This window comes from uncultured Xanthomarina sp. (genome assembly GCF_963971605.1).
Taxonomy (GTDB): Bacteria; Bacteroidota; Bacteroidia; order Flavobacteriales; family Flavobacteriaceae; genus Xanthomarina; species Xanthomarina gelatinilytica.
Map to the genome: position 1 here is coordinate 53,511 of NZ_CAXATZ010000002.1, position 24,852 is coordinate 78,362.

Below are 24,852 nucleotides of genomic sequence, written 5' to 3' on the forward strand. Positions count from 1 at the left end.
TTTGTTGCGCTTTTTCAGTTTAAATATGTGCTATGTGGCATTAATAACTTTGCAAATTAACATAGCCTTTTTGGCCTAAATCTGCAGTATCTCCTTCTATTAATTCAAAGAAAGAAACCAATTTGTGCAATTTGGAGTCCCAGTAATAAGCTTGTTCCATATTAACGTTCAGCAAGGCGAGGTTGGCATCTTGTTTCCCTCCTTCAAACCAATTGTTGAGCATGGGGTTCCATAATTCGTCCACCTTTGTTTTATCCACAATGTGTGTGGCATTTCCGTAAATGGAAATATAGGTTTGGTTTTGTTCGTCTGTGTATAAAATTTGGACACGGTTGTCGTGGGCAATATTTGTAAAGTGCTCACTTTCTTTAGAAGTAAAAAACCACAAATCTCCTTGTTCATCCATTTGTAAAAGCGTCATGGGACAAACAGCAAAAGGTGCTTTGTGCAATCTGGTTGCCAACATAACCGTTTTTGGTTCGTTGATAAGGCTTCTTATTTTTTGAAATCCTTTTGTATCTTTTTTATAATTTACAGTACTCATGTTGTTGTGTTTTTATTGAGATTAAACTTTAGGTTTTATGCAGCATATTGATAACAAGCTTCAGCACATGTTAAACAAGAAGCAGCACATACTTGACAATGATCGTGTTCGTGTTGCTGACATTGTTCTGCACACCATTTGCAAATGTCTGCACATAATTTGCATGCTTCTTTAGTAAATGGACTATCGGCAACCAAAAACTTTATGCACATTAAGCAAGCATCTATACATTGGGCACAGCAATTTGGACAAGCATTGTGGCTTTCCATTGGTGCCATTTTAGTTAAACAGTTTTGACAATCTATCAAACACTGCTGACAGGCTTGAATGCAGGTTTCATAATTGCGTATCATGATTTTTAGGTTTTAATTATACATTAAATTTGCATGAAGTTAAACCAAGCATTCTAAAACCATTTATTCTAATAATAAAAGTTTTAACACTATCGGTAATTAGGCAGAAATTGCCATACTACGTTGTGCAAACTTGTAGTCCTTTGGGCTACAGTTATATTTTTCCTTGAAAATTTTTGAAAAATAACTTCTACTTGTCAATCCTATGGTATAAACCACCTCAGAAATGTTCATATCTGTATTTTTAATAAGCTCTTCGGCTTTTTTAATACGTACTTCCCTAATGTATTCGGTTACTGTGTGTCCATGCATTAACTTAAAGCCTTCTTGTAGTTTTGATGGTGAAAGCCCGAATTGACTGTACAGTTGCGAAATGGTTATTTGAGATTCTGAATTGTTGTTTATAAATTGTGTTACTTCTTTTATGGTGTCCATATCCCTAAGAGTTAGAGAACCTGTTTGAAGATTTTGGTTTTTAAGGTCGTCTTTATGTTGTTGAATCTCCAAGGCCAAAATAACATGTACCAGACCTTGAATTAACAAACTTCTTACAATTCCTTTTTGAGAAATGGCATTTAGTTGTTCTATTTTTTCTGCAATTTTTAAATTATGTGATCCTATGTAGATAAAATTTCCAGAGTCTTCCTCTTTAAAGAACGTTTCGCGCAATTTAGCCTTTAAACCATCCACTTCTGGATTGTTCTCTTTTTTTCCGGTTTGAACTGTAATCAACGTGGTTTTCAACTGTTCATCTTTTGTAAAATATAAGATGTTTTCATCGTTTCTCTTACTGGTCAAAATCCCTGTTTGATAACTTTCCAGAGAACGTTTTTCTCCTTTATGTCCAAAACTATGGGTTAAGATTCCTTTTGAACAATAGGTGAAATATATAGGGTTTTTGTTGGGTGTATTGATGGAAAGCTCCAAATCGTGATAAAAAACCATATCAAATTCCAAATACGAAATCCCTCCTTTAAGTGACATTCCTTTAATGATACCTTTACCTATATCATTATTGATCTCTAAAGTATATTCTTTTAATTCCTTTGTTAATTTACCACCAAAATTAGTCTTCATTTGTTCTAACATGGTCTTGATAACATTTGATTCTAAATATGCAGTTTTCATAGGGTTTATGTTTTAAAGTATGGTTTGATTTTTATTTAAAGTAAAGATCGTTACTTAGGCAGCTTTCCCTATTACACAATTTTGGCATTGTGTTGTACAACTATTGGATTTTAAGTTAAAATGTGTTAAAACGTCACCTAAATGCTTGTTTAAGGTGTCTTGGTGAAGAAAAAAGAATAAAAAAGCAATTAAAAAGAATTAGTTTTTAAGCAGGCAAATACATAATGAATTGCGCTCCTGTTCCCAGTTTTGCTGTGGCAAATATGTAACCGTTATGGTTTTCAACAATTTTTTTGCAAATGGCCAAGCCTATTCCGGTTCCTGAGTATTCGTTTTTTTGGTGCAAACGCTGGAACACTTCAAAAATCTTATCGGCATATTTAACATCGAAACCAATACCATTGTCCATTACGGAAATTTTATGGTATTGTTTACTTGTTTTTAAAAATGTTTCAGGAATATCGGCAGAATGTATTTTTTCAGAAGTAATATGGATTACAGGTGTTTCAATGCTACTTCTATATTTGATAGCATTGGAAATTAAATTTGCAAATAGTTGCTCCATTTGAAAAAAGACGCCTTTTATTTCCGGAAGTGCATCTGCATGAACGCTTGTTTGGGTTTCATTAATGTTGGTAGCCAAATCGTCCAATACTTTTTCCAATACCAGATTTAAGTCCACTGTTTCAAAATCTGTTTTAGTGCTGTCAATTCTGGAATAGGCCAATAAGTTCTGAATTAGTGATTGCATGCGCTTTCCAGCATTTTTTACTTTCGTAAAATATTCCAAACTTTTATTGGAAAATCGATCGGACTCTTTATCTTCTATCCTAGAAATAAACAATTGAATTTTACGGAGTGGTTCTTGTAAATCATGACTGGCCACACGATTAAAAGATTCCAATTCGGCATTGCTTTGCAGGAGTTCCAAATTGCTTTTTCGCAACTTCTCTTCGGCTTCTATACTTTGGGTCACGTCTTGGACCACACCAATCATGACTGTTTCATCATCTTTATTTATAAACTGTCCATTGGTTTTAAAATATTTAACATGGCCACTTTTTGTAACAACACGATAAGTGTATTCATTAGGTTTTAAAGTGGTTAAGGATTGTTTTGTTTTTTCGGCCACCAATTCCAAATCATCTGGATGAATGAATTTCTTATAGGTTTCAGGCGAAGGTTTAAATTCATTTGCTTTATAACCCAACATCTGAAAGAAATTATCAGAAATCTCGGTAATATCAGATTCTAAATACCATAAAAAACTGCCAATTTTAGCTATTTTTTCGGCATCTGTTAAAATGGAGTTCCTTATAACCAACTGTTCGTTTAACTTGATAAGCTGATTTGCTTTTTCTTTTTCTTCAGTAATATCCCTTGTGGTAACAGTCACGCCATCCCCTAATTTTATGGCTGTTGCACGAAACCAAGTGGTTTTACCATTTTTTTCGTGAGGGACTTCGTATTCTTCAGGTCTATTAAGCTCTATGGCGTTTACCAGATGTTCAAAAACACCATTTTTAAAAATATCTGGAAAAACCTTAGATACTTTTCTGTTTTTTAATTCTTCTGGAAGATCTCCTGTGATTGGATTGATTCTTTCGTTTACAAATAAAATCTTGAAATCTACAATCTCTCCCTTGGTATTGCGAATGCTTTTAAAGTGCATAACTACATGAGAGATACTTTTAAAGATATTTCCTAAAAACGCCCTGTTGTCCAACAATCTTAAATTTTGGCTTTCCAAACGTTTTTTAAATGCCAATTGAATTTCTTTGGCTTCTTCTTCTGCTGTGGTATTTCTAGCTGTTTCCAAAATTCCATCTGCCAATGGTGTTACAATGGACTCAAACCACATATTGGAGTCTTGAACCACTATTTGTCTATCGGAAATTTCTTTGGTTTGTTCAAGATAACACTGTTTCATTTTGTTAAACTCTCCATTTTCCGAAAGAAAAGGAAAGACATTTAAAACAGAATCCCCAATCATTTCATCTGGTTCCAAGCCAAAATAATCCCTGTTACAATCGTTTGCATAGAGAATTTTAAAGTCTATGATGTCGTTATTATTATTAAAAATGGGTTCGTAATAATTAACAACATTATCGGTAGTTGACAGAACGTTTTTTAAAAAGGCCTCCGATTTTCTAAAGCGTCTTTTGTTTTTATAAATCCTGATAAAGGAAAGCACAAACACCAACAAGGCAAAAAAGGTAAGCACCAATAAGGTTAAAGGAGCCAAGGATTTATGCGAATTATAATTAACTTCGCGTTCTTGCATTAAACGCTGTTCGTAGGCCAGAAGTTCGTTTTTGGCATTCCGAAGATGGTACAAGGTGCCATTTATTTTCATTTTCTGGGATTGACTGTAAGACAGAGCTTCCTCACTGTTTTTAAAATTCACGGCATCCAACTGCTGCAGCTGTGTGTACAACTTATCCAATAAAACTTCAAAAGATTCTAAACGCGCTAATTGTTCTTTATTGTCTGAGGTTAGGGTTTTTAAGCTATCAAGAATGGTCTGGCCTTCTTCCCTATAATTTTTAAAAGCCATTCCAGCACCTCCTGTTTTTAGCAATTCTTCCCTAAATTCCTCTGATTCTGCTTGAGAATAATGGGTTGTTAGATCGCCTATGGCATTATAAACCTGCAAGGTATGCTTTACCAGTTCCGATGATTTTTGCATGTTCAATATTTGCAGATAAGTAATACTTGCAGTAAACACAAGCAAACCCAAAGCAACTATCAATAAAATTATATACGTTTTTGAAGATGTATATACGTGCTTAAAATCCATGGTAACATTTAACTTTAAATACGGAAAAGAAAGGTCTCTTTATTTAAATTGGACGTATGGTATTGCCAATTTAGCTGTAGCACCTTCTCAACCACTTCCCGCAATTTACTAAAGTTATTGGGCTTATTTACATAAATGTTTGCCCCATTTAAAAAAGTTTCTTCTATATCTTTTTCTGAAGAAGAAGTAGAATAAATAGCAACACACAAATCTTTAAGTTTTGGATTGTTACGAATTTCCATTAAACACTGTTGTCCATTTTTAATTGGCATATTAAGGTCCAAAAAAATAAGGTTTGGCAATACCACGTTGGGCAAGGTTAAATAATCCATTAACTCTTGACCATGGTTAAAGAGCGACAATTTTGTTCTAATCTCTATTTCGTTGATTGCTTCACTAAATAGCATTCGGTCGTCCTCGTCGTCGTCTGCTAAAGCTATGTTAAGTATATTATCACTCATTTAAATAGTATAAAGATGGTTTGTGCTAGTTTTTTTTCTTGTTCATGATGCTTTGAAAAACACTAGGTGTCAAGCCTGTTGTTTTTTTAAATTGCCTGGATAAGTGAGCCACACTACTATAATCTAAACGAAAAGCAATTTCCGTAAGTGTTAAATTGGTATTGCAAATAAGTTCTTTTGCCAAATCAATTTTTTTTAGAATGGTATAGTTTTCTACAGACATATAGGTGTTTTCTGAAAAAACAGTGGATAAATGCGCATAAGAATAATGCAACTTATTGGATAGATAAGTTGATAGTTTTTCTGTACGGAAATCTTCATTCCTTAAATAATCGTCTATGGCATTTTTTATTCTATCTATTAAAGACACTTTTTGTTTGGATAAAATGTCTATGCCATATTTTTTTAAAGCAGCTGTTAAATTTTCCTGCTTTTCTGGCGATAGTTTCCCTTCAATGTGAATCTCTCCCAGACTTCCCAGACTATAGGAAATATCTTGAGCATCCAGCTGTTCTTTTAAAAGCGTTTTGCAGAGCAAATCCAAATCGTATTTTACAAATAAAGTCATTAATGAATGAATAGGTCCTTAATTTTTTTTAAAGGATTCTAAAGATATACCATTTATTTGATATAAATAAGCTTAGAAAGCAAGTTTTTAACTTTCTTAAAAAAGCCTAAAGGAACCAAGTATGGGAAAACACAAGCAATGGATTGAGGTTCAATATCCCTTAATTATTCCGGTTGATTTTTAGAACTGTTGTTGTTCTCAATACGCATGGTGTTTTTACTGAAATCCAAGGTGCGAATTGGAAAAGGAATGTTAATGCCATGTTTATCAAAATTACTTTTTATAAGTTTTATGGCTTTATGTGTTTCAGCGTGTTTTTCTTTGCTTTTTACCATATCTATCCAAAAGCGTGTCATAAAATTAATGGAGCTGTCACCAAATTCGGTAAAGAAAAATTCAACTTCCTCTCCTTCTTTTTGTTCAAAATTTTCAGAAATAATTTTAACCACCAAATCTTCCACCTCTTGTAAATTGCTCTCATAACCTACACCACAAGAAACAGCAATCCGGCTTCTTTTACTTAATGAATAATTGGTAAACGAGTTATCCACAAACTTGGAATTTGGGATAATGACGTAATTGTTATCTGGTCTGCGCAGTACAATGTTCCTTAAACTGATTTCGGACACAAAACCCTTAACGCTGTCTGTTTCTATATAATCGTTTATTTTTAATTTTGGCATAAACGAAAGGATTAAACCTCCAAAACTATTGCTTAATGTGCCTTGCAGTGCCAAACCAACAGCCAAACCAACAACTCCTGCTCCAGCAAGGATACTGGTTAACACCTTGTTGAGCTCCATAACGCCAAGCGCTATAAAAAACCCAATTAAGATAACGGTTACAAATATCATTTTGGAAATGATATCCTGAATGGATTTTTGGCTAATTCGATTTAAGAGGAATTTATTGAACAACTTCTTTACACCTCGAGCTATAAAATAAAAAACAATCATGATTAAAACAGCCAAAACCAGGTTTGGCAATTTCAATATAATGGCTTCCATCCAACCATCCATTTTATCCCACAATTTGTTTACAGCTTCTTCAATAGAAAAATTTTGATCCATAATTATAAATTTTATAACATTTTGGTTAATAAAAAGGTGGCAACTATCCATAATATGAGACTGAGCACGCCTCCTATAAAAAGAAAATGCTGAAAACGATAATTACCTATACCATATATTAAAGCATTTGTTTGATAACCAACTGGAGTAAAAAAACTAAAATTGGCAGCAAACATAACTGCCAGGATAAACGGTTTAAAATCCAGTCCCATACCATGTGCCAAGGAAATGGCAATAGGTGTCATAATAATGGCAGTTGCATTATTGCTAACCACACCACTCATTATCATGGTAACCAAAAACAATGTGCCAATAATGATATTGTTTGGTTGGTTGTGCAAAAAACCAAGCAACTTTTCTGAAATCCACATATCTGTTCCTGTATTGTGCATGGCCACACCCAAAGGGATCATGCCTGCCAACAAGAAAAATATTTGCCAATTTATCTTTTTATAAACCGTGTTCAGGTTTAAATTTTTGGTAACCAACAACAAACAGATCCCTGTTAGGGCACTTACCATAATGGACAACAAACCGGAAGCAGCCAATGCAATTACCAATAACAGTACAGAAAACGTAAAGTAGCGTTTTGTTTTTGAGGTTTTATCAATTTTATCCAATTGTTGCAAAACCACTACATTTTCCATGGTTTCCAAAGCGTAAAGTTTTTCTTTGGATATTTCCACCAACAATCTATCGCCTGCTTTAAGTGTTAGTTTGTCTTTACTACTGTGAATCATTCTTTCGTTAACATTTACCAAGGTTTTTCGTTTTTTAATAGCAATGGGAATGGCATCCTGTATCATAAAATCCCTAAGGTTACCTAATGTTTTACCCAACAACGATGCGCCTGGCAACATAAGAAGTTCCACAAAAATCATTTCCTCCAGTTCTATTTCACTTGTATTGGCACCTGTTTTGTCTTGTTGCTTATTTAAATGCTCTTTTTCATGAATGATGCTCATGTTTTCTGACTTGCTGATACGCGATAAATTTTGAAGATCGCACATTAACAACAACTCGTCTCCTGCTTTAAGCGTGATGTATTTTCCTGGAGAATTGTGAGCGTGGTTGTTTCTGGTGAGCCTTAACAGTGAGACTTCAGGATTGTCGTGCAAAAAACTATCATCAATTCTTTTTCCAACCAATTTTGAGTTAGGTGTGACCCGCACACTAGTGATGTAGTTTTCAATTTCATAATCTTTGTTTAAATTCTGTTTCTTTCCCCAAGGCAACCAACGCAAGGTTAGTGTTAAATACACAATGGCAATTCCCAAAAAAATAAGACCCAGTTCCGTAAATTCAAAAAACCCCAATTTTTCAGCTCCTAAATTTTTAGAAACAGAATTCACTATTAAATTTGTTGAAGTTCCCATTAAAGTACAGGAGCCACCTAAAATACCAGCAAAAGAGATGGGCAAAAGCAACTTGGATTGAGGAATTTGATACTTTTCAGAAAGCTGATTGATCATTTTTATAAACACTATCACAACTGCTGTGGTACTTATAAAGGCCGAAATGCCTGCAGCTACAAACATAAAAATAGGTGCCATAACAAAAACTGGCAAGGACTTGACTTTGCTCATTCCAGAAGTCAACCAGCTGATGACTCCATTTTCTTCCATAGCAATAGCCAAAATCATGAGAGCCAATACAGCAATGGTGGCACTGTTTGAAAACCCACTAATACCTTCTTCTGGTGTTACCAAGCCAAGTAAAATAAGTAATACAATAATGAAAAAGGCAATTTTGTCCATTGGAAAAATCTCAAACATAAAAAGTACTACTGTAAGAAGTAGTACTGTAAACATTAAGATTATTTCCAAGCTCATCTGTTAGTTTATTAGTGTTAGGTGTTCCTTTTCTTTAAAATTAATAAATTAACATGAGGTTTTGGGCAGAGATAGTTTTAAAATATTTTGAAATTCATTTGATTCCTAATGAATTCTTGTAGCATCTACCAATTCTTTTAATTTTCCAACCTCCACAGCTTTTCCATAAATTGCCTGATCTGGATCCATGATGTTGGTATCGCTTAAATTTCCTATGTAAAAGGCATCGAAACCTATATCTTCTATAAGCTGTTGTCCCACAGCTTTGCTTTCCTCATCTTGAGCTGCAAAAGGCACAGATAATTTATCATACTCCCTAAACGCACGATCGCGCAAATCTTCAGCTTTTATGGTATTAAAAGCTTTTACTGTTTTTGCCGTATTGAATTTCATAGCTGTATATTCGGTTGCATTGTAATTGGCATTCCTTACTTCTTGAGCCATCTCGCCATCTCGTTCAGGATATGGATTGGTAGCATCTATAATCACTTTGTTGCCATATTCGCCAGCATACAATTCTGAAATTTTATCGATGGCTTTAAATGGAGTTGCCAACAAATAAGCATCAGCATTGGCTTCAAAGGCTTCGGTTACGCTAACTGCTTTTGCATTGTTGCCAGCTTCACGAGCCAAATCGTTAAGTTCCTCTGGATGCCTGGAGCTAAACAGCACGTCATGTCCTGCTTTTGCCCAATGTTTCCCTAAATTTCCTCCTATATTTCCACTTCCTATTATTCCTATCTTCATAATTTCTTTTTTTATTGTTTGATTATTTTTCTTTTGGATTCCATGTTTCCTTAAAAGCAAATTCCTCTTGTGAAACCCTATTGCGCTTGGCAGTTTCCTGTTCTTGCAAATCTTCTGGAAGGTCTTCCAAATCGCCACCATAATATCCCAAGGCAACAGCTGTTGAGATATGATATCCTTCAGGAACGTTAAATTCTTTTTGTGCCTTTTGCCAGTCCACTCCTGCCATATGGTGAACAGCTATTCCCAAATATTGCGCTTGAACGGTTAAAGACCCCATACTCAAGCCCAAATCGTGCAAAGCGTGAAAGTTATCTTTACCTTCTTTAGTTTTTTCTTTATAAGCAGTGAGCATTAAAACTGGTGCATTGTCTGTCCAGGATTTGTTGAAATCGCTTAAACAGTTGTAAATTTTTTTATAGGCTTCCGTTCCTTTTTCGGCATAAATAAAACGCCATGGTTGCAAATTATTGGAACTTGCAGACCAACGAACTGCCTCAAAAAGCTGATTGAGGTGTCTGCTTTTTATAGATTCCTTTTTAAAAGTCCTTGGACTATATCTTTGTTTTAACAATGCGAATATTTCATATTCGGTGTCTGCTATGTTTTCCAATCTTATTTGTTCTGCTACATTCATCATAACTTAAATTTATACTGCAAATTATTTATTACATGGAACAATGCTTAACCGTAAACAAAAAAATTTTGATGCAATTAAGGTTTGAGTGGTATTTTTTGTAAAAAAAATTCAATAACAGAGCCTTTATGGCTAATCAATTAAAGTCGATCTTTTTCGTTTGGCGCATACTCCTTTTTATATATACGAACGATTATCAGTGACAGACTAACCAATAAAGGTCCGAAAATCAAGCCTATAAACCCAAATAACGGAATCCCGACAATTACTCCTATTAAAGTAATCAATGGATGCACATTATCCAGTTTTTGAAGCACGTATAAACGGATTAAATTATCGGTAGAACCCACGACCACTATTCCATAGATTAAAATTCCCCAAGCTTGAAATGTATCTCCATTGGAGATGGTTAAAATAAACACCGGAATGGTACCCAAAAGGTTTCCTACAAAGGGAATCATGGAGCCAATGGTAACAATTATGGCCCAAAAGAAAGGGCTTTCTATACCAAAAATCAAAAAACCAATCAATGCAACAATTCCTTGTGCAATTGCTACCAAAGGAATGCCAATGGCGTTGGCACGTACCATTTCCCTGGTTTCTTTTCCTAATATTTTTAAATTGTCTTTACTAATAGGAATGTATTCCATTAAAGATTCTTTAAGCTGTTTTCTATTGGTTAACATGTAAAACAATAGAAAGTACATAATGGCTATGGCTATGGCTGTATTAAATGTACCACCTGCAAAGTTCTGCAAATTTTCGGAAAGCCAACTGGAAATGGCTGAAGCATCAATCTGGGAAGTTAAATCATATCCTAAACGGCTTTCCAGTTCACCCAATTGTGTTTTTATGGCTCGCGTTACCTTTTCGGAATTGTTTGCTGCTTTCCCTATTTTGTTTCCCAGCATCAATACAGCTCCAGCTATGGGAATTAAAATGGAAAAAAATGACAGGACCATTAATGATACGGCAGCTAAATTCGGGTTCCAGCCTTTATTGACCAACTTGACCATGCTTCTTTTAAGCAAAACATACAAGGTTATGGCACCCAACACACCAGAAAAATAAGGTGTCATTTCCCTAAAAATAAGGACTCCTATTAAAACGATTAATAGAAGTAAAAAAATTTGGCGTATTATTTTAGCGTTGATCATGGTTATGGTTTAGTAGTTATAAGTTGATTGGTTTTTAGTTGTTCCTTAAGGCATGAATAAGTTCTTGTTTGTCCATTTTAGAACGTCCCTTGATATCTACCTGTTTGGCTTGTTCATACAGCGCTTCTTTAGTCCATTCTTCATAGGGTTTAGCCTTTCCTCCTTTTTTACCGGAATTAGGGGAATTGGCAATTCTGGCTGCTTTTTGTTTACTGTAACCTTTGTCTCTTAAGGCTTCGTATTGGTCTTCGTTTTTAATACTTGGAATGTCCATAATCTATATTAATTTAATTTTTTAAATGACTGACACAAAATCAATCAAATATGATTAAATGCATTTAGTATGTTTAACACAATCCAAAAAAATGTTGCTCTCAAAAAAATGTTGCTCTCAAAAAAAATACACTCCTATCTTACACTCCTATTTTAATTGGTGCAACAAATTATTTTTTTGAGTCAATAACACAGGTTAAGTATGCCTAAATTGTGACTATTAAAATAATATTAATTTTTAAAAAAACATACATCATGAACAAAGATCAATTAGAAGGAAAATGGAAACAGGTTAAAGGTGAATTTAAACAAAAATACGGTAAGCTTACCGACGACGATTTAACCTATTCTGAAGGAAAATTTGACGAAATGTTAGGTAAACTTCAAGAAAAAACTGGAAAGACCAAAGAAAAATTGAAAAATGAAATTGAAAACTGGTAAGAGTTACTTGTAACCTTTAATACCAACCCCAAATAAATACCTCTAACACACAATTAGAGGTGTTTTTTTTAACTAAAAGAATATGATATCTGAGTTATTTACTTTTGAAGCAAAAGAGGTTTTGGATTTTTCCATAAAGATTGGCATAGCCACAGTTTCGGGTCTTCTTATTGGTTTGGAAAGAGAATATAAAGGCAAAAGTGCTGGTTTAAAAACAAATGCATTGGTAGCCATTGGTGCTGCAGTATATGTTTTGATATCACTTAAATTTCAAGGTGAGGATTACGCAGACATAACACGTGTACTAAGTCAAGTGGTTACAGGAATTGGTTTTTTAGGAGGTGGTGTGATATTACAGAAAAAGGACACCATAAAAGGATTAACAACAGCTGCAACGGTTTGGTGCAGTGCAGGTGCAGGATGTTTGGCTGCCACTTCCATGTTTTTTGAACTTATAGTCCTTACCTTATTGGTTATAATTATAAACTTGGTTTTTGGATATTTGGATTTGAAAATAAATAAATAAAAACATGTTAAGATTATGCCTTTAGTTTTTCCTTTTTTGAACTAGGCTGGATTCCCAAACCATAACGTTCTGCATAGACCCAAGTAAATTGGGCACCAAAAAATAAAATTAAGCAAGAATAAGAAACCCAAAGCAGTATCAATACAATGGTACCTGCTGCACCATAAGTAGAACCTGGATTGGCTTCACCAAAATAGAGACCCAACAAAAATTTTCCTAAAACAAACAATACCGAAGTAATAACAGCACCAATCCATACCGTTTTCCATCTAATTTTAGCATCGGGCAAAAATTTAAAAATCATGGCAAATAACACCGTTATAATCCCAACGGAAACAATAAAATCCATGACAAAAGCAATGTAAACTATTAAATCTGGGAACAAGCTTTGAATGTAATCTGTTAAAACCGAAATAGCGGCAGTAATTAAAAAACTAATCAGCAATAAAAAACCCATGGCCAAAATAAAAGCAAAACTTCTGGCTCGGCTCCATAGCATTTTTAAAAAAGTCATTGAATTTTCTGAGCCAACTTGCCAAATTTGATTTAATGACAATTGTAGATGATAAAAAACTCCTGTAGCACCAAAAATCAAGGTTGCAATACCCAGAATAGTTGCCATGGTGCTTTTGTTTTCATTTTGTGTTTCTATCATCATGGTCTGAATGGATTCGGCTGCATCACGTCCCAAGGCACTGGATATTTCATCGGTTAATTTTCCTTGAACGATTTCAACTCCCCAAACAGAACCTACCAAATTAATAATGATAACCAATAGTCCAGGCATGGAAAGTACGGCGTAATAGGCCACTACAGCACTCAACCTAAAAGGGTTACTGGCATCCCAAGCCTTATAGGTATCCACAATCAATGAAGGCAAGTCCTGTATTTTAAATGTTTTTGTGTTTGCTTCTGTCATGATATAAATCTATTATGATATCCCTTATTAGGTTAACTGAAAACAACTTTTACTTAACTCAATTAAATTTATAAAAAAAAAGGCTGACCAATTGCCAACCTTTTATATTTATAGGTTTTTGTTGTATTATTTGAATGGATGGTATTCAAATTTCTGTCCTCCAACCGAAGTGTCGGCCATTAAACCTGCTTTTGGCATAGCAAACACAATAACATTGTCGCTATAATTCGCGTCTTCAGAAACCCCTTTGTCTGCAACCACTGCAGAAACTTGAGCTGCAAATTCAAAATTTCCTTCCTTGAACTTTTCCAATGCTTCATCTGTTTCAAAAAAGATAACCTCAGTTAATGCTTGTCCTCCAGCTTGAAGCCCTACACTTAGTTTTTTAATGTTGGCCATCCCAATGGCGTTTCCGTTTTCATACACCACACCATTACCCATAGCACCTCCAATAACCAGTGCTCCTTTTCCTATGGTAGGAAAAATAACATAGCCTGAGGCACTGTCAAAAAATTTCTCCAGTCCTGGATCTTTTTCCAATAATGCTGCTTTTGCCTTGTCGGCATGCGCCATTACTTCTTTGTCTTTGTCGTTTTGAGCAGTGACACCTAATGTTATAAATAGAAGGCATACTGCCATAAATGTTTTAAGAGTCTTCATAATTGTATTGATTTTAAGTTTCACTCAAAGATATTTAATTGACTCTTTAAGGACTGACTCAAAAAATTCAAATATTAGCTCAAATCCTTAAAAATCAAAAACCTATGATCCCATTAGGTGGTTTCTGAAAATTTAATTTTTATTAAAAACGTAAAGTGTTATTAAGAGTAAATCTTCATTCTTTTATTCAAAAGAAAATAGCATAAAGTTTGGCTCCCAATAAATAACCCAACCCCAAGGTTAAAGGATACCCTAAAAACATCCAAAAATAATCCCACAGGTTTAGCTCCCTAAAAGCGCTTAACCCTATGTCACTCAACAACTGTATAAAAACGTACCAGGATTTAAGCCCAATTTTAATGGCTACTGCATTGGCTATTATGGCAACCAGTAAAATACTGATTCCTATGATGTAAAGTTTTACCATAGTTGCATATATTAAAACATAATTAAGTCTGTAGTTACTTTAAAATTAAAAAGGAACCATTTAACGATTCCTTTTTATCCTTTGTTGAAATGAGTTTTATTTAAAAATACGCTTAGTAAGTAAAAACAAGCCATATTTTCCTGCTATATTAAGTGCAGTTTGTAACCAATTTGCTGGTTTTAATTCTTCTTGAAATTCACTTTTTATAAGTTTCATTTCTTCCCAAGCAATATGTCTTTCCAAATCCAGACGTTTTAAATCTGTTTCTATGTCTTCAAAAGAGTGATATTGTTTCATGTGTTAGGTGTCAAAAAATTTAGAAGATAGACTTTTAATAATTTTATTGTTAATAAAAGCTCTGTTGTAATATACTACAGCTGTTACAATTAAAAAAATGGCAGCAACTATTAAATATCCCAAGGCCAAGCTGTTAAGCCATTCACCTATAGCCAAAGCCAGTGCAAATGCCAAGAAAAACAATCCGACAAATAGCAAACCTCCAATAATAAGGGCTTTTGCAAAAAAACTTACAGAAATACTAATCTGTTGGAATACTTTTAATTTAATGTATTCTTGTGATTTTTTTACATAAATTTCTCCTGCATCTGCCATCTTGCCAGATGTATTGTTTATAGATTCAAAAAGGTTCATTCAAATTAAGATTTTTGGTACTTTTTGTTTTTAGCTTTTAGTTCGCTTAATTTTTTTTCCAAAGAAGTAATTACGTCTTCTGTCTTGTGGCTTACATTGCTTACTATAGTTTCCAATTGCTCATCCAAGGTTTCTTTTTTACTGGAAACCGAATGAGCCACCTTGTCCCTTAAGTGATGTGCTTCTTCAGACACTCTATCTCTGGCAGCTGCAGCTTCATCGGCTATTCTTTGTCTGGTTTTAGAACCCTTGTCTGGTGCAAACAAAATTCCTAAAGTGGCTCCTATGGCAGTTCCTGCCAATATTCCCAATAATGTACTACTTTCTTTTCCCATGATCATTTAATTTTTTTAGTTAATAATTTTGTAATCTGTGAGATTTTCTCTCTAACAAATCTAAATACCAAATTGGTATCATCTACATATGCAATTTACTAAAAGTCCTTGACTTTTAACCAGTTCGGCACGTTGATTTAATATATAATACCATAGATTTTTCAATTTAAGGCTGTAATTATAAATAATTTAACATTTAGGCATAAAAAAGCCTGGGTTTTCCCAGGCTTTGTGGTTATGTTGGATAACTGTTATTTTATTTCAACCAATTCCAATTCAAAAGTTAAATCTTGACCAGCCAAAGGGTGGTTTCCATCAACAATAATATGATCTTCATTTACAGCAACCACTCGAAACTGATTTTCAGATCCATCTGGATTTTTTGATGCTAATCCCATACCTACTTCTGGTGCCATATCTTGAGGTAATTGTTCTTTTTTCACTTCGTGGAACAACTCCTTCCTAACGTCACCATATGCTTCTTCTTTGGCAATAACAACTGTTTTCTTATCGGCTACCTTCATATCCAATACAGCTTTTTCAAAACCAGGAATCAACATACCTTGACCAAGTGTAAACTCTAAAGGATCTCTATCCAAAGAACTGTCAAACACTTGACCGTTACTTAATTTTCCTGTGTAATGAACTTTAACCGTATCATTCTCTTTTACATGACTCATAAAATTGTGTTTTTTAATAATTTGGGCAAAACTACCAATTATTACCCGGAATACCATAAAACTACCAACTGTTATTAAAATATTAACGTAATACTTTAAAAAAACATTCTATTTTTTAATTACATAAAAAATATGCTTACTTTTATTTTAATCATGAACGGAAGTATGAGAATTTTAAAATGTGTTTTGGTAATAATCACAACTCTGGTTTTTGCATTTTCAAGTTATGCACAATCTACCAAACCAAAAAAAAACCCTCAGGGATTCTTTGGACAATAAATTGGATTACAGTGATTTTTTATTGAATCCTATAAAGGATTGTATTTTCCTTCAATTTGAAACACTTCCAGATTTTGTTGAAGAAAAATCATTGAAAAGTATTTTAAGCAGCCCTGGACTTGTAGTGGAGTTTGATAACAGAGACAATATTTTTACTCCTGATAAAGGATTTTTAATAAACACAACCTATCATTTTAATGCCAATTGGACAGGAAGCGATTATACGTTTGGAAATTTGGAAATTTCTGCATTGTATTACCATCAGTTTACACCTAAATTGGTTAGCGGACTGCGACTTGCTTCAGAAATGCAATTCAAGGACGCTCCTTTTTACACAGAACCCTATATAAATTTACGAGGTGTACCTAAAATGCGATATCAAGGCAAATCCACCTATGTAATGGAAACAGAACAACGTTTTGATTTTACCACAAGGAGGAGTTTAATGGGTTTTGGTGGCTTAGCTAAGGCTGTTGAAGAAAACGACTCCTTTTCCAATGCTGAATTGATTTATAATTACGGAACTGGGTTTAGATATTTAATTGCAAGGAAATTTAAAATTAGAATGGGAATAGATGTGGCTTGGTCCAATCACGATTTTGGATACTATATTGTTTTTGGCTGCGCTTGGAACAATAGGAAATAGCATTTTTTTATAATACCAATTCTTTGCATAAGAATTTTTGGAACCTTTGATTGTTTTGTTTGTCAAAGCAAACAAATTGCTTTCCAAAAAAATAAGCCAAAATATCAAAATGATTTTTTGGCTTATTAAGTCGGGGTGGCAGGATTCGAACCTGCGACCTCCGCGTCCCAAACGCGGCGCGATAACCGGGCTACGCTACACCCCGAAAAATGTAAAATTCGTAGTGTGGTTTACCCCGAGCAATGTCGAGGGGCTACACCCCGAATTGGTTATCTAAATTTTGAGGTGCAAATATATAGCTTTTCTTTAACAACAAACAACTTTTATTTTTTAAATTTATGGATTAAACCTTATAAACATGAAAATTCGTCATTCGCTTTACATTCTTATTTGTTTTATCAGCATCTTAGCTTGTGCGCAAGCAAAAAAAGAACCGGCTTCCAAAGATACATACCAAATTATAGTCCCTGAATTGAACATTCCTTGGGGTTTTGCCTTTTTACCAGACAACGCCATGTTGATTACTGAAAAAAAGGGTGAGTTGATTCATTTCAAAGATGGAAAAAAAACCCTTATTGAAGGGCTTCCTGAAATTGAACTTCTTGGTCAAGGTGGCTTTATGGATATTGAATTACATCCTGACTATAAAAACAACGGTTGGATTTATTTTTCCTATGCGTCTCCCGAAGGTGAAGAAGAAGGTTGCAACACTGCCATAATGAGAGCACAAATAAAAGACAACCAACTTATAAACAAGGAACTGCTTTATAAAGCCAGCCCAAACACTCCTGTAGGCTATCATTTTGGTTCAAGAATCGTGTTTGATAAAGAAGGCTATTTGTATTTTACCATTGGAGACAGAGGCGAAGAAGACATTAATCCTCAGGACCTTACTAGAGATGGAGGAAAGGTTTACAGGCTTTTTGATGATGGTCGCATTCCAGAAAATAATCCATTTTACAATACCCCAAATGCCAAAAAAGCCATTTACACCTATGGTAACCGAAATCCTCAAGGTATGAAAATTCATCCAGAGACTGGAGAAATCTGGTCTCATGAGCATGGCCCAAAAGGTGGCGACGAGATTAACATTATAAAAGCTGGTGAAAATTACGGTTGGCCAAAAGTGTCTTACGGCGTTAATTATGTTGGCACTAAAATTTCAGACTACACCACCTTGCCAGGAATTGAACCTCCTATTCACTATTGGGTACCTTCCATTGCTCCTAGTGGAATGGCTTTTATTTCCAGTAGTGTGTATCCCGAATGGAAAGGCAACTTACTGGTTGGCTCCTTAAAATTTCAATATGTAAGCAGGTGTGTTTTGGATGGAAAGAAAGTAATTAAAGAAGAAAAAATTTTAGAAGGCCTTGGTCGCGTTCGTTCCCTTGAACAAGGTCCAGATGGCTATATCTATGTTGGAATAGAGAATTTAGGCATTGTAAAGCTATTACCTGAAAATTAAAAATAGTGTCCTGTAAGTTTCGTAAATACCTCTCGTATTTCCAATGTAAATAACTAAATTTGTGCTTTAAATAAAATACATATTCATGCTAATTATAGGAATTGCAGGTGGAACAGGCTGTGGAAAAACCACAGTGGTCAATCAAATTTTAAACCAATTACCTGAAGGGGAAGTTGGTGTGATTTCACAAGACTCATATTATAAAGACACGTCCCACTTAAGTTTTGATGAACGTGTAAAAATTAATTTTGACCATCCTCGTTCCATAGATTTTGAATTACTGGAAAGCCATTTAAAAGAATTAAGAAAAGGAAACGACATTCATCAACCTGTATATTCCTTTATAAAACACAACAGAACTGGAGACACCATTTTAACACATCCCAGAAAAGTAATGATTGTTGAAGGTATTTTAATACTAACAAATCCTGAATTAAGGGACATGTTCGACATAAAAATATTTGTTCATGCAGATAGTGATGAACGATTAATAAGAAGGTTAAAACGTGATATTACCGAAAGAGGTCGCGATATAGAAGAAGTTCTTTCTAGATATCAAAACACCTTAAAACCCATGCATCAGCAGTTTATTGAGCCCATGAAGGAATATGCTGATATTATTATACCAAATAATAAATACAATACAGTGGCTATAGACATTGTTAAAACCATCATTAATCATCGTTTAGTATAATGGCAAAAAAACAAAGCAAATACTTAAAACCCTTTAAAAACATTTTTGTTTTGATACTCGTGGTGTTTGCTGTTTGGATGTTTTTTTTCGATGCTAATTCCTGGTTAATTCACAACGAGTTAAACTCTGATATTGAAGAACTGGAAGCCGAAAAAGAATTTTATAAAAACGAAATTATAAAAGACCGTAAAGCCATTAAAGAATTAAGCACAGAAGAAGGTGTGGAAAAATTGGCTCGCGAAAAATATTACATGAAAAAGGACAATGAAGACATATTCATTATTGAATATCAAGACAGCCTAGCTAAAGCAAAGAAAAATGAGTAAAAAATTATTTGAGGAATTTAGCGACGTTTCATCCAAAGAATGGAAACAAAAAATTCAAGCAGATTTAAAAGGTGCCGATTATAACGACACCTTAATCTGGAAATCGAATGAAGGAATTGATGTAAAACCATTTTATCATGCCGATGAGTTTTCTTCCCTTCCCTATGTTTCGTCATCCAAAGCTACACAATGGAACATTTGTGAAACCATTTTTGTCGCAGATGTGGAAAAGTCCAATGCCAAAGCACAAGAGCTGTTGAATAAAGGGACGGAAAGCCTAAAATTCATCATCCCTTCCGAAGACATTTCAATTGAAACCCTGTTAAAAAACATTGATTTAAATAACACAAAACTGTTTTTTGAACTTCAGTTTTTATCTGCTTCTTATGTGCAGATACTTACCGAAAAAACTTCAACAAAAAATATCTTTATCCTTATAGATATCATAGGAAATCTGGCCAAAACGGGTAATTGGTATGCAAACTTGCAGGAAGACCAAAAACTATTGGACACCATAGTAAACACAACGGCAACCTTGAGCGTGGATGCTTCTTTATACCAAAACGCTGGTGCAACCATGGTGCAGCAATTGGCTTATGCCATGGCTCATGTTAACGAATATTTAAATCATCTTGATGTTGTTGCAAAAGAAACGAGGCAAACCCTTCAAGTAATTTTCAATGTTTCCTTGGGCACCAATTATTTCTTTGAAATTGCAAAGCTAAGGGCCTTAAGGATTTTATGGGAAACATTGGCTTTGGAATACAACATACCAACCGAGTGCCTGATATTTTCAACACCAACCAAACGCAATAAAACACTATACGATTACAATACCAATCTGCTCCGAACCACAACCGAATGCATGAGTGCCATTTTAGGAGGTTCAAATTTTATTAACAATTTGGCTTACGATGCCATATACCATAAAGACAATGAGTTTGGCAGTAGGATTTCAAGAAATCAACTATTGGTTTTAAAACATGAAAGTTATTTCGACAAAGTAAACAATCCAGCAGATGGCGTTTATTATATTGAAAGCCTCACTCAGCAATTGGCTGAAAAAGCCCTGGAATTATTTAAAGATATTGAAGCCAATGGAGGGTTTTTAAAACAATTGAAAGAAGGCATCATCCAAAGGAAAATAAAGGAAAGTGCCGAAAGAGAACAGAACCAATTCAATAATGGCGAAGAGATTTTGTTGGGAACCAATAAACATCCCAACCCAAATGACAAAATGAAACACGAATTGGAATTGTATCCGTTTGTAAAAACAAAACCACGAAAAACACTTTTGGAGCCCATTATAGAAAAAAGATTGGCTGAAAACTTAGAACAAAACAGACTAAAAACCGAATAATTAACAATTTAAAATTAAAATGATGAGCAAAACACTATTAAAATTTTCAATTATTGCATTATGCTTCACGCTTTTTAACTGTAAAAATAAATCGGCTTCTTTTACCAATTACAAATATGCCGACAAAGAAAATATTTTAGTTTGCGATAATTTAGACACCAAATTGTATTTTGAGGCTTTACTTTCTTTTGAAGATGATATTACCAATAAATACAATCCCCAAAACAAAGATTTACGCAGATCTTACTCCTTTTTCACCAGAGATGCCATAGCAAATAGGGTTAATTACCAAGACATAGTATCTCCACATACCATGGAGGTTTTTGAAGCCTTAAAACAAGATAAGTATCTTTGGAATGCAGACAACAGCATCAATTATAATGCTGATATTTTTAAATGCGTATCAAGTAATTTCAAAAACAAAGACCTACAAACCACATTCAATGCCTTGGTTTCCACAAACAGCATGCGCCCAGATTTATTTGGAGCACCACTAATTAAACATGTGAAAAATGCTCACGACGATAGATACATGGCTGCTTATATTGCGTTGGACCTATTCTATGCTCGTTTGTTTCAAGTAGACCCAACAACAGTAACCGAAAAACCTGAAACAGACAAGGCCAATACAAACAAAGCCGTAAAAGGCACACCTCAAAACGTAATCTTAAACAGCGAAAAAAAAGGTTAAGAATTTGATATCCAACCAATATGTCTAGAAAAAACATTCAACATATCACACTAAAAAAAGCTTCTAAAAACGAAAAGGCTACCTCCAACAGCACCTTTAACACGGCTGAAAATATTGATGTAAAATCCACCTATTCCAAAGAAGATTTAAGCGAATTGGAACATTTAAATTTTGCAGCTGGAATAGCGCCTTTTTTACGTGGACCTTACAGCACGATGTTTGTTCGAAGACCTTGGACCATTCGTCAATATGCAGGTTTTTCAACAGCTGAAGAAAGCAATGCTTTTTATAGACGAAATCTGGCTGCAGGCCAAAAAGGCTTATCCGTTGCTTTTGATTTGGCAACGCATAGAGGCTACGATTCAGATCATGAACGTGTGGTTGGAGATGTTGGTAAAGCTGGTGTGGCCATCGACTCGGTTGAGGATATGAAAATTCTTTTCGACCAAATTCCCTTGGATAAAATGTCGGTTTCCATGACCATGAATGGGGCTGTATTACCTATTATGGCATTTTACATTGTGGCTGCCGAAGAGCAAGGCGTTTCTCCAGAACAACTTGCCGGAACCATTCAAAACGATATTTTAAAGGAGTTTATGGTACGTAATACCTACATCTATCCTCCTACACCATCCATGAAAATCATTTCGGATATTTTTGAATACACCAGCAAGCACATGCCAAAATTCAATAGTATCAGTATTTCAGGCTATCATATGCAGGAAGCTGGTGCCACTTGCGATATTGAATTGGCCTATACCTTGGCAGATGGTCTGGAATATATTCGAAAAGGTTTGGAAGCAGGCATGGATATTGACACCTTTGCTCCTAGACTATCATTTTTTTGGGCTATAGGAATGAATCATTTTATGGAAATTGCCAAAATGAGAGCTGCCAGAATGCTTTGGGCCAAACTGGTAAAACAGTTTCATCCAAAAAACTCCAAATCCTTAGCTTTAAGAACCCATTGCCAAACAAGTGGTTGGAGTTTAACAGAGCAGGATCCATTCAACAATGTTGCTAGAACCTGTATTGAAGCAGCTGCAGCTGCTTTTGGTGGCACCCAATCCTTGCATACCAATGCCTTGGACGAAGCCATAGCTTTACCAACGGATTTTTCTGCCAGAATTGCCAGAAACACACAAATATTTTTACAAGAAGAAACCAAAATCACCAAAACCGTAGATCCTTGGGCTGGCAGTTACTATGTTGAAAAATTAACACATGATATTACCCAAAAAGCTTGGGAGCTTATTGAAGAAGTAGAAGAGCTTGGTGGCATGACCAAGGCCATTGAAGCTGGAATCCCAAAGCTTAGAATTGAAGAAGCTGCCGCAAGAAAACAAGCAAGAATTGATTCTGGAGAAGATATTATTGTAGGAGTCAATAAATATAGATTAGCAAAGGAAGACCCTATTTCCACTCTAGAGGTAGACAATCAAACGGTTAGAAATTCTCAAATAGAACGATTAAACACCATTAAAGCTAAAAGAGATTCCAAAAAAGTAAAACAAACCTTATCAAATTTAACTCAAGCTGCTCGTTCAGGAGAAAATAATTTATTAGCTTTAGCCATAGAAGCTGCTCGTGAAAGAGCTACTTTAGGTGAAATTAGCGATGCTTTAGAAACAGTTTTCGGACGTTACAAGGCTCAAATAAAATCTTTTTCTGGAGTGTATAGCAAAGAAATTAAAAACGACGACTCATTTAGCAAAGCCAAACAATTGGCAGACACATTTGCCGAGCAAGATGGTAGAAGACCACGAATCATGATTGCGAAAATGGGTCAAGATGGCCACGATAGAGGTGCCAAAGTAGTGGCTACAGGGTACGCAGATGTTGGTTTTGATGTGGATATTGGTCCTCTTTTCCAAACTCCAGAAGAAGCAGCCAAACAGGCTGTGGAAAATGATGTGCACATTCTTGGCGTGTCCTCTTTGGCTGCCGGACACAAAACCCTTGTGCCACAAGTTATAGAAGCACTAAAAAAATATGGTAGAGACGATATTATGGTAGTTGTTGGAGGTGTAATCCCAAAGCAAGATTACCAATATTTGTTTGATGCTGGTGCTGTAGCTGTTTTTGGCCCTGGAACTAAGATAAGCGATGCAGCCATACAAATATTAGATATTTTGATAGATTAATTATTCTGTTTGGATGCATTTTCAGAAAACTGTGATTGTTTCTTCACTGTTTATGAATACTTGTATTGCAATAAAAATTAAAAACCCATTAAATCATGAGCCACACAGCAAAAATGCTTCGCGATAACGCTTTAAAAGGAAAAACCATCGTAGTTACAGGAGGTGGCTCTGGTCTTGGAAAAGCTATGACCAAATATTTTTTGGAACTTGGTGCACAAGTTGCCATTACCTCCAGGAATTTAGAGAAACTACGGGCAACTGCTAAAGAATTGGAAACAGAAACTGGTGGTACTTGTTTAGCTATCCAATGCGATGTCAGGCATTACGACGAAGTGGAACACATGCTCAACCAAGTTCTTGAACGCTTTGGAAAAGTAGATATTTTATTGAACAATGCTGCAGGAAATTTTATCAGTCCTACAGAGCGTCTGTCTGCAAATGCCTTTGATACGGTTATAGACATTGTTTTAAAAGGGACCAAAAATTGCACCTTAGCTTTTGGAAAACATTGGATAGACAGCAAACACACCAACACAGTAGTTTTAAATATTGTTACAACCTATGCTTGGACAGGTTCTGCTTATGTGGTTCCCAGTGCCACAGCAAAAGCAGGTGTATTGGCCATGACTAGAAGTCTAGCTGTGGAATGGGCAAAATATGGCATGCGTTTTAATGCCATTGCACCAGGACCTTTCCCTACAAAGGGAGCATGGGACAGACTTTTACCTGGAGATCTTAAAGAGAAATTTGATATGGCTAAAAAAGTACCTTTAAATCGTGTGGGAGAACATCAGGAGCTTGCCAATCTGGCAGCATATTTGGTTTCCGATTTTTCCAGCTATGTAAATGGCGAAGTAATTACCATTGATGGTGGCGAGTGGCTAAAAGGAGCTGGACAATTCAATCTTCTAGAAGAAATCCCTCAACAAATGTGGGACCAGCTGGAAGCCATGATTCGTGCCAATAAAAAATAAAACCCCTTGAACATGGCAATTCAAGGGGTTATTACACTTAACTAAAAAATTCAACATTTCAATT

Annotated in this window: 29 protein-coding genes and 1 tRNA gene; 10 read left to right on the forward strand and 20 right to left on the reverse strand. The window is 34.9% G+C overall.

Translation table 11 applies throughout. From position 1 onward, the window contains the following. Positions 1-40: 40 nt before the first annotated feature. From AACY93_RS01305 to AACY93_RS01360, 12 genes are all read right to left on the reverse strand, one after another. Positions 41-544, reverse strand: coding sequence for a pyridoxamine 5'-phosphate oxidase family protein (locus AACY93_RS01305; RefSeq protein WP_007650372.1), 504 nt, complete (start codon positions 542-544; stop codon positions 41-43). 35 nt (positions 545-579) lie between these two features. Further along, on the reverse strand, positions 580-897 hold the full coding sequence (locus AACY93_RS01310) for a four-helix bundle copper-binding protein (RefSeq protein WP_286853446.1): 318 nt from the start codon (positions 895-897) through the stop codon (positions 580-582). A gap of 99 nt (positions 898-996) precedes the next feature. Continuing rightward, positions 997-2,025, reverse strand: coding sequence for an AraC family transcriptional regulator (locus tag AACY93_RS01315; RefSeq protein ID WP_286853445.1), 1,029 nt, complete (start codon positions 2,023-2,025; stop codon positions 997-999). A gap of 205 nt (positions 2,026-2,230) precedes the next feature. Next, positions 2,231-4,825: a PAS domain S-box protein gene (locus tag AACY93_RS01320; protein WP_286853444.1), complete on the reverse strand. Its 2,595-nt coding sequence runs from the start codon at positions 4,823-4,825 to the stop codon at positions 2,231-2,233. 14 nt (positions 4,826-4,839) lie between these two features. Then, complete coding sequence (locus AACY93_RS01325; RefSeq protein ID WP_040492119.1) at positions 4,840-5,286, reverse strand: response regulator; 447 nt, start codon at positions 5,284-5,286, stop codon at positions 4,840-4,842. 25 nt (positions 5,287-5,311) lie between these two features. Further along, the gene (locus AACY93_RS01330; protein ID WP_007650363.1) at positions 5,312-5,854 is read right to left on the reverse strand and encodes an AraC family transcriptional regulator; all 543 of its coding nucleotides are present in this window, start codon (positions 5,852-5,854) and stop codon (positions 5,312-5,314) included. A gap of 164 nt (positions 5,855-6,018) precedes the next feature. Beyond that, positions 6,019-6,924 carry a mechanosensitive ion channel domain-containing protein gene (locus AACY93_RS01335; protein WP_286853443.1) on the reverse strand — a complete coding sequence of 302 codons (906 nt, stop codon included), beginning with the start codon at positions 6,922-6,924 and terminating at the stop codon, positions 6,019-6,021. Between the two features lie 11 nt (positions 6,925-6,935). Continuing rightward, positions 6,936-8,735 (reverse strand): SLC13 family permease, encoded by a 1,800-nt coding sequence (locus AACY93_RS01340; protein ID WP_286853442.1) that lies wholly within the window; start codon positions 8,733-8,735, stop codon positions 6,936-6,938. A 126-nt stretch (positions 8,736-8,861) separates the two neighbouring features. Continuing rightward, positions 8,862-9,503 carry an NAD(P)-binding domain-containing protein gene (locus AACY93_RS01345; protein ID WP_007650358.1) on the reverse strand — a complete coding sequence of 214 codons (642 nt, stop codon included), beginning with the start codon at positions 9,501-9,503 and terminating at the stop codon, positions 8,862-8,864. 22 nt (positions 9,504-9,525) lie between these two features. Further along, positions 9,526-10,143 (reverse strand): nitroreductase family protein, encoded by a 618-nt coding sequence (locus tag AACY93_RS01350; protein WP_286853441.1) that lies wholly within the window; start codon positions 10,141-10,143, stop codon positions 9,526-9,528. A gap of 137 nt (positions 10,144-10,280) precedes the next feature. Further along, entirely contained in the window at positions 10,281-11,297 is a 1,017-nt protein-coding gene (locus AACY93_RS01355) for an AI-2E family transporter (RefSeq protein ID WP_286853440.1), read from the reverse strand. A 34-nt stretch (positions 11,298-11,331) separates the two neighbouring features. Continuing rightward, the gene (locus tag AACY93_RS01360) at positions 11,332-11,571 is read right to left on the reverse strand and encodes a Rho termination factor N-terminal domain-containing protein (RefSeq protein WP_007650355.1); all 240 of its coding nucleotides are present in this window, start codon (positions 11,569-11,571) and stop codon (positions 11,332-11,334) included. A gap of 254 nt (positions 11,572-11,825) precedes the next feature. Here AACY93_RS01360 and AACY93_RS01365 point away from each other — a divergent pair, with 254 nt between their 5' ends. Together AACY93_RS01365 and AACY93_RS01370 are read left to right on the forward strand one after the other, a co-directional pair. Beyond that, a complete protein-coding gene (locus tag AACY93_RS01365; protein ID WP_007650354.1) occupies positions 11,826-12,011 on the forward strand; it encodes a CsbD family protein in 186 nt (61 codons plus the stop codon). 82 nt (positions 12,012-12,093) lie between these two features. Beyond that, positions 12,094-12,537, forward strand: coding sequence for an MgtC/SapB family protein (locus tag AACY93_RS01370; protein WP_007650353.1), 444 nt, complete (start codon positions 12,094-12,096; stop codon positions 12,535-12,537). 13 nt (positions 12,538-12,550) lie between these two features. Here AACY93_RS01370 and AACY93_RS01375 read toward each other — a convergent pair whose 3' ends face one another. The 7 genes from AACY93_RS01375 to AACY93_RS01405 form a co-directional block, all read right to left on the reverse strand. Beyond that, positions 12,551-13,456 carry a YihY/virulence factor BrkB family protein gene (locus AACY93_RS01375; RefSeq protein ID WP_286853439.1) on the reverse strand — a complete coding sequence of 302 codons (906 nt, stop codon included), beginning with the start codon at positions 13,454-13,456 and terminating at the stop codon, positions 12,551-12,553. 126 nt (positions 13,457-13,582) lie between these two features. Next, a complete protein-coding gene (locus AACY93_RS01380; RefSeq protein WP_040492113.1) occupies positions 13,583-14,116 on the reverse strand; it encodes a lipid-binding SYLF domain-containing protein in 534 nt (177 codons plus the stop codon). A 187-nt stretch (positions 14,117-14,303) separates the two neighbouring features. Continuing rightward, positions 14,304-14,543, reverse strand: a complete 240-nt coding sequence (locus AACY93_RS01385; protein ID WP_286853438.1) for a hypothetical protein — start codon at positions 14,541-14,543, stop codon at positions 14,304-14,306. Between the two features lie 96 nt (positions 14,544-14,639). Then, a complete protein-coding gene (locus tag AACY93_RS01390; RefSeq protein WP_286853437.1) occupies positions 14,640-14,840 on the reverse strand; it encodes a hypothetical protein in 201 nt (66 codons plus the stop codon). 3 nt (positions 14,841-14,843) lie between these two features. Next, positions 14,844-15,194, reverse strand: coding sequence for a hypothetical protein (locus AACY93_RS01395; RefSeq protein ID WP_286853436.1), 351 nt, complete (start codon positions 15,192-15,194; stop codon positions 14,844-14,846). Between the two features lie 5 nt (positions 15,195-15,199). Continuing rightward, on the reverse strand, positions 15,200-15,529 hold the full coding sequence (locus AACY93_RS01400) for a YtxH domain-containing protein (protein WP_040492111.1): 330 nt from the start codon (positions 15,527-15,529) through the stop codon (positions 15,200-15,202). Positions 15,530-15,780: 251 nt separating this feature from the next. Further along, positions 15,781-16,209, reverse strand: coding sequence for a peptidylprolyl isomerase (locus AACY93_RS01405; protein ID WP_007650343.1), 429 nt, complete (start codon positions 16,207-16,209; stop codon positions 15,781-15,783). A 226-nt stretch (positions 16,210-16,435) separates the two neighbouring features. Between AACY93_RS01405 and AACY93_RS01410 the strand changes: the two genes are divergently transcribed. Continuing rightward, complete coding sequence (locus AACY93_RS01410; RefSeq protein WP_286853435.1) at positions 16,436-17,134, forward strand: BamA/TamA family outer membrane protein; 699 nt, start codon at positions 16,436-16,438, stop codon at positions 17,132-17,134. A gap of 130 nt (positions 17,135-17,264) precedes the next feature. On the opposite strand, the gene AACY93_RS01415 is transcribed toward AACY93_RS01410, so the two are convergent. Further along, a tRNA-Pro gene (locus AACY93_RS01415) sits at positions 17,265-17,339 on the reverse strand. A 153-nt stretch (positions 17,340-17,492) separates the two neighbouring features. On the opposite strand from AACY93_RS01415, the gene AACY93_RS01420 reads away from it, so the two are divergent. From AACY93_RS01420 to AACY93_RS01450, 7 genes are all read left to right on the forward strand, one after another. Further along, on the forward strand, positions 17,493-18,599 hold the full coding sequence (locus AACY93_RS01420; protein ID WP_286853434.1) for a PQQ-dependent sugar dehydrogenase: 1,107 nt from the start codon (positions 17,493-17,495) through the stop codon (positions 18,597-18,599). Positions 18,600-18,684: 85 nt separating this feature from the next. Next, positions 18,685-19,293, forward strand: coding sequence for a uridine kinase (udk, locus tag AACY93_RS01425; protein ID WP_007650336.1), 609 nt, complete (start codon positions 18,685-18,687; stop codon positions 19,291-19,293). Continuing rightward, positions 19,293-19,619, forward strand: a complete 327-nt coding sequence (locus AACY93_RS01430) for a septum formation initiator family protein (RefSeq protein ID WP_286853433.1) — start codon at positions 19,293-19,295, stop codon at positions 19,617-19,619. Before udk ends, AACY93_RS01430 begins: the two co-directional genes overlap by 1 nt. Further along, positions 19,612-20,979: a methylmalonyl-CoA mutase subunit beta gene (locus AACY93_RS01435; RefSeq protein ID WP_286853432.1), complete on the forward strand. Its 1,368-nt coding sequence runs from the start codon at positions 19,612-19,614 to the stop codon at positions 20,977-20,979. Before AACY93_RS01430 ends, AACY93_RS01435 begins: the two co-directional genes overlap by 8 nt. A gap of 22 nt (positions 20,980-21,001) precedes the next feature. Beyond that, on the forward strand, positions 21,002-21,670 hold the full coding sequence (locus tag AACY93_RS01440) for a hypothetical protein (protein WP_286853431.1): 669 nt from the start codon (positions 21,002-21,004) through the stop codon (positions 21,668-21,670). A gap of 20 nt (positions 21,671-21,690) precedes the next feature. Next, positions 21,691-23,814 (forward strand): methylmalonyl-CoA mutase, encoded by a 2,124-nt coding sequence (gene scpA, locus AACY93_RS01445; protein WP_286853429.1) that lies wholly within the window; start codon positions 21,691-21,693, stop codon positions 23,812-23,814. Between the two features lie 95 nt (positions 23,815-23,909). Continuing rightward, the gene (locus AACY93_RS01450) at positions 23,910-24,788 is read left to right on the forward strand and encodes an SDR family oxidoreductase (protein WP_286853428.1); all 879 of its coding nucleotides are present in this window, start codon (positions 23,910-23,912) and stop codon (positions 24,786-24,788) included. Positions 24,789-24,852 lie beyond the last annotated feature (64 nt).